This window comes from Halorubrum sp. SP9 (assembly GCF_005435015.1).
Lineage (GTDB): Archaea > Halobacteriota > Halobacteria > Halobacteriales > Haloferacaceae > Halorubrum > Halorubrum sodomense.
In genome coordinates this window covers 1-4,815 of record NZ_SGXU01000058.1, presented here as the reverse complement: position 1 = coordinate 4,815, position 4,815 = coordinate 1, and the positions used below count along the sequence as shown (strand labels likewise).

Sequence of the window (4,815 nt, the reverse complement as noted above, 5' to 3'; positions counted from 1 at the left end):
ACAGTGACGAGATACCGACTTACAAACGGTATGAAACGGCATCAAACAATGCAGTTCAAATATGGACTGATTCTCGTATCACTGGTAATGAGGTGTTCACAACGGCAGGAACAAGCAGTAATATACCAGTACAACGACTTGAAGACGGGGAAGTGTCTACAACTGTTAATCGAAGTGCAATCACTAATGGAACTATCTATATACACTCTAAACACGCCGAAAAAACAGGCTTAATGATAGATTCGGGAGGGGTCACCCTCGGCTCGCGAGAATACGCATTCGTTTATCTACCAAATAGTAATTCAAATGATAATACGGTCTATTCTAATGGAGTAGGAGAAGTATTTATAAAGAAAGCTGACTGACAGTCGACGACAACCGATGAAATCCAATATACAAAATCAAGAGTATTTTAGACTGCGAAAGGGTCAACTTACAAAATTTCACCTCAATAGAGTGCCACAGTTTCGAATCATCCAATTGTTCAGACATCGCCCGCACATTTCATAAAATGACAGACATTTGCCTTGTCACACCTAGATATCCGCCAACGCATGCTGGCGGGGGTGAAGTTAGTGCCCAATTACTTGCAGAACAATTAAAAAGAAGTGAAGAAATTGGGAACATAACAGTAGTCTCATTCGATGGCAAGAATACGGAGATTATAAACGATGTCAAAGTTGCTCGTCTAGCTGATCTCCCAACTTATCCGTACACTATTCCTAACGAAATTGCATATCGGAGACTCATTGATTATGAACTTGAGTGTGATGTTATTCATGCATATAACATGGATTTACATCCAGCAGTTGGTCGAATTTCTGAGAGATTACAGATACCCTCAGTAGCGACATTAAATTCATATTCATTAATGAATAGACAGGCCGTAAATATTAGTCCGTCAATTGAGCGTAAATTGTATGAACTAACACTTCTCCGAGCTGAACGACCTAGATTGAAGAGACAAATGCGTAAAATCGACATGTTTCTCCCACTGAGTCGGCCTGTCAAAGAAAAATATCAAGAATGGGGGCTTTCAGACTGTGAGTTTGAGGTCATTCCAAACATGATTGATCCAAACTTTGCTTCGTCAATGAAGAGGACCTCGTCTGAGAGAGGTAACCTTGTGTATGTGGGCCATTTGCGCCCGTCAAAGGGTGTAAAGTATCTCGTTGATGCTATGAATCATCTACCAACAAACTATTCACTGACAGTTGTTGGTGGTGGTCCTGAGAAAGAACATTTAGAAGCCCGTGCATCTTCCAGTTCAGCGTCAGAACGAATCTCGTTTACCGGAAAAATTCCCTATGAGAAAATCTCACAGGTATTTGATGATTCAGATGTGTTTGTTCATCCCGGTGTGTGGCCAGAACCATTTGGTAGGACGATCCTTGAAGCAATGCAATCTGGCCTCCCAGTTGTTGCAACTAATACTGGAGGGCCATCGGAAATAGTCCCACAACCAGATTTATTATGTAGTCCATCAGATCCAAGTAGTCTTAGTAAGGCGATAAAATATGCATATAAAAATCAGGATCAAATAGGCCAAGAAAATATAGAATATGTAAAAGATTGTTTTCACCCAGATAATATTCTAACTGATATTATAAAAATATATTCTAATATTAGTAAAAAAAGGGCAGTGTAGTTATGATTGTTTGGAAAATGAGATGGTCATAAAGATAATTCAGTTACAGTAATAATCGTCCTTATTTGCCCACAATATCATAAAACAACGTGACCTTGTAACTGCGCCTCCAAGGTTAGGTAAATCACTGTGCCTACGAAATTACAGCGTTGATCGATTAGTCGGTGAGGTACCTAGTTCGTCCAGTCCGTCCAAGAACACCATCGACAAAACCTTCGAACCACGGTTTCAGTAGCGTCCATTCTTGATTCCTCGTGATTACATACAACAAAATCCCAACTGATGAGAGAAAGAGAAGCTGCCCCACTCCCGAGAATCGGCGACGAGCAAGCTGGAACAGATTTCGTGTTCTATAGTAGACTTGGTACGGATTGGTATGTACAAACCCAGTCTCTTCGTGATTGTGTTCGACAACACTCTCAGGATCGAATGCGACCTGATATCCGTGTTCTCGTGCCCGAAAACAGTATTCGATTTCCTCCACGTAGAGGAAAAACGACGGATCAAGCAATCCAATATCCTCAATCATATCTGCCGAAATCATCATCGAGCAGCCGACGACCTGTGTTCGGGGGACAAGTTCATCATCGCGGGACCCGACTGATGGCAGATAGCCGAACCGATGCATAAGCCGTACAGCCGCTGTATCTCGGTGTTGCTGTGAGGGCGGATCATCACCCACAGCGGGCGCAAGAATACCGACCTCGGGATTCACAAGGATTTTTCTCGCTAGCCGCGATACTACTTCGATATCTGGAAGATTAGTATCTGGATTGATTATGAAATAGCAATCACATTCCTCTGAAAGATGTTGTATTCCAAGATTGTTCCCCGCAGCATAACCAACATTGCCGTCACTCTCAAGATATGACACCCTCTCTGTGCTCCTTGCCAGCTGATCCAGTGTCGCCGAAGGCGAACTATTATCTACGATAACGAGTTCATCAACGCCTTCATAGAGTTCGGCCGTCAGACGATGAGTTTCCTCTTCTGAGCGATAATTAACGATAACCGCCCCCACCGTTGGATTGCTTTCAACCACCGAGCCACCTGTCATGTGTGATGCCTTTCTCTTCTGGCTTAATTTACTTAACCATCATATAGACAACAGTTGTTCCGAAGTTTATCTGTATCGCATATATCGGATCATCGCACACAGTTTTGTGCTGCGCCGCGTTTAGGATGGGATCTGCCGTTTCGACGTACCCACTAATATTGATAATCTGAGAGGACGGCACTTCACGGATGAATACATTAACTGTATTCGTTCCAGTGGTGTTCAGACAAGAATGAAGATTGAGGCGGTGTCTTTTCTGGGTAATTCATGCCCGAACGCATACGCGTCATTGGAAGTGTCGACAAGATCAAATTAGGTTTTATGAGGCGAAAGGAGACACCGAGGTGTAATGAATCTCGGTATTCAGTTCCATCTCGCTGGATTATCACTTTCAAATATATTCTCGATGATATATTCGGCGTCGAACGTACTCGATTATCCGTTCATAATTGGGTTCACAAAGTCGATCTACAGCCTGAAGCTGGTCAGTGCCCGGATCACATTGTGGTTACCGAGACATCTGGGAGCGAACTTCGAGGAATGGTTGCCGCTCAACTGTTACCAGCTCCCGCAGAGAGTGTCTCTATTGGGGCTGGCTTGGCCGTTATCTCCAGCTGAAACTTCGCGATCGGGATTATCATTGGTGAACTACCCTGGGATATTTTTTACATCACTATCGGACAATCTCTCCGGAGCTTCTCATCGAGCTTAGTTCAGACGGTCAATATCGTGTTTCTGCTGATCGTCAGTTGTATTACAGTGTATCTGTTAGCACGACCAGTCTACCAACATATTCCAAACTGAGTAGCGAACCAGCTTGAATCAGTTGCTCGGGCTTGTGACTTGGCCCTGATCTCTCACAAACCGGTAGACGACGAAGACACACGTTCCCAGGATTGCTCCGTACCAGAGCGTTCCGACCCGGATAATCACTGTCGCACTTACCGCAATTGTCTGGGTGTATCCCAAGATGACGAGCATTCCGACCATACTGGCTTCTGCGGCCGCTAACCCCCCAGGAAGGAGGCTGGCCGCACCCACGACCGATCCCAACCCGAACACGAACAACGCAGCGAGGAGGGTCGCTTCCGAACTGAAACCACTTAGCACCACCCACAGCGCAACTCCCTCTAAGCCCCACGCCACGAGGCTAATGAGGAACGCGGTACTGAGTGGCCACACTTGGAACAGCGTATACGTACTCTCATAGAACTCCTCTAACTCGGTTACATACGACCCGACGATCGGAAGCGTCTCTAGCCATCCTAAGACACGTAGACAAAACGTTCGCCACTGAAGCAGACTGATGCCGAGCAAGAACAGGAGAATCACGCCGATCAACACGACCGATGACCGCTGATAAATGAGTAACCCGAGAAACGCAAAGGCCGACAGTGCGATCAGATCAGTTACTCGTTCAGCACCGACCACGGACGCTGTCTGACTGACTGGTACATCACGGAGGTCACGAAGGAACCAGGCCTTCCAGACTTCACCTGCTTTCCCAGGAGTCACGACCATCATCAAACCGCTGAAAAACACGATCAGACTTGTCTTGAGTGGGATGTCAATGTCTAAGTGGCGAAGATAGTATTCCCACTTGAGAAACCGGACAGCATAGCTAATCGTAGCGAGGAGGAACACGACACCAACCCGCCAGCGATCAACCGCAAGCAGTGCCGAAACGACTTGCGAGGCGTCACCGACGACGAACAGCCCAAAGAACACGGCAACCGTCAAGAGTGCTGTGACCCAGAGCCCGTGTTGGCGAATCGCTCGTTGAACTGTTGAGAGGACACCCATTAGAGATTCACCATCCTGAGTGCGTCATTTAGTTTCGTCGCAGTATGACCCGAGAGATACCCCCCTCGTCCGGCTATCTGCGTTGATGTGGATTTGATAGCCTCACGGAATGGCGAGTCACACACTGTTATAGACCGGCCCACCTCCATCGGAAAGTGCGCATCGCTTCCGCCCGTGATCGCTAAGTCGTGCTGGGTAGCATACTCCCGAGCGCGACGGTTGAAGCGAGAGAGTAGACAGCGTGAATTTTGAGCCTCGACGCCGTCAACTTGTGAGGCAATTGCGTCGAGATCTGCGTTGTAATACT

The 4,815-nt window shown here is 46.4% G+C and carries 5 protein-coding genes and 1 pseudogene; 3 read left to right on the top strand and 3 right to left on the bottom strand.

Going from position 1 to position 4,815, the window contains the following annotated elements:
* Together EXE45_RS20765 and EXE45_RS16070 are read left to right on the top strand one after the other, a co-directional pair.
* On the top strand, positions 1–365 hold a 365-nt coding region (locus EXE45_RS20765), incomplete at its 5' end, for a hypothetical protein (RefSeq protein ID WP_206750476.1).
* A gap of 146 nt (positions 366–511) precedes the next feature.
* Positions 512–1,648: a glycosyltransferase family 4 protein gene (locus EXE45_RS16070; protein ID WP_137694911.1), complete on the top strand. Its 1,137-nt coding sequence runs from the start codon at positions 512–514 to the stop codon at positions 1,646–1,648.
* A 157-nt stretch (positions 1,649–1,805) separates the two neighbouring features.
* Here EXE45_RS16070 and EXE45_RS16065 read toward each other — a convergent pair whose 3' ends face one another.
* On the bottom strand, positions 1,806–2,705 hold the full coding sequence (locus EXE45_RS16065; RefSeq protein WP_137694910.1) for a glycosyltransferase family 2 protein: 900 nt from the start codon (positions 2,703–2,705) through the stop codon (positions 1,806–1,808).
* Between the two features lie 267 nt (positions 2,706–2,972).
* Here EXE45_RS16065 and EXE45_RS21410 point away from each other — a divergent pair.
* A pseudogene (locus tag EXE45_RS21410) lies at positions 2,973–3,224 on the top strand (IS6 family transposase); the annotation flags it as partial.
* Positions 3,225–3,527: 303 nt separating this feature from the next.
* On the opposite strand, the gene EXE45_RS16060 reads toward EXE45_RS21410, so the two are convergent.
* Together EXE45_RS16060 and EXE45_RS21880 are read right to left on the bottom strand one after the other, a co-directional pair.
* Entirely contained in the window at positions 3,528–4,508 is a 981-nt protein-coding gene (locus EXE45_RS16060; RefSeq protein WP_137694909.1) for a lysylphosphatidylglycerol synthase transmembrane domain-containing protein, read from the bottom strand.
* The gene (locus tag EXE45_RS21880) at positions 4,508–4,789 is read right to left on the bottom strand and encodes a PHP-associated domain-containing protein (RefSeq protein ID WP_369333763.1); all 282 of its coding nucleotides are present in this window, start codon (positions 4,787–4,789) and stop codon (positions 4,508–4,510) included. The genes EXE45_RS16060 and EXE45_RS21880 overlap by 1 nt, the downstream gene beginning before the upstream one ends.
* Positions 4,790–4,815 lie beyond the last annotated feature (26 nt).

What these genes read in the sequence shown, in the direction of transcription:
- EXE45_RS16060 (WP_137694909.1), bottom strand. Translation starts at nt 4,508, where the DNA reads ATGGGTGTCCTCTCAACAGTTCAACGAGCGATTCGCCAACACGGGCTC.
- EXE45_RS16065 (WP_137694910.1), bottom strand. Translation starts at nt 2,705, where the DNA reads ATGACAGGTGGCTCGGTGGTTGAAAGCAATCCAACGGTGGGGGCGGTT.
- EXE45_RS16070 (WP_137694911.1), top strand. Translation starts at nt 512, where the DNA reads ATGACAGACATTTGCCTTGTCACACCTAGATATCCGCCAACGCATGCT.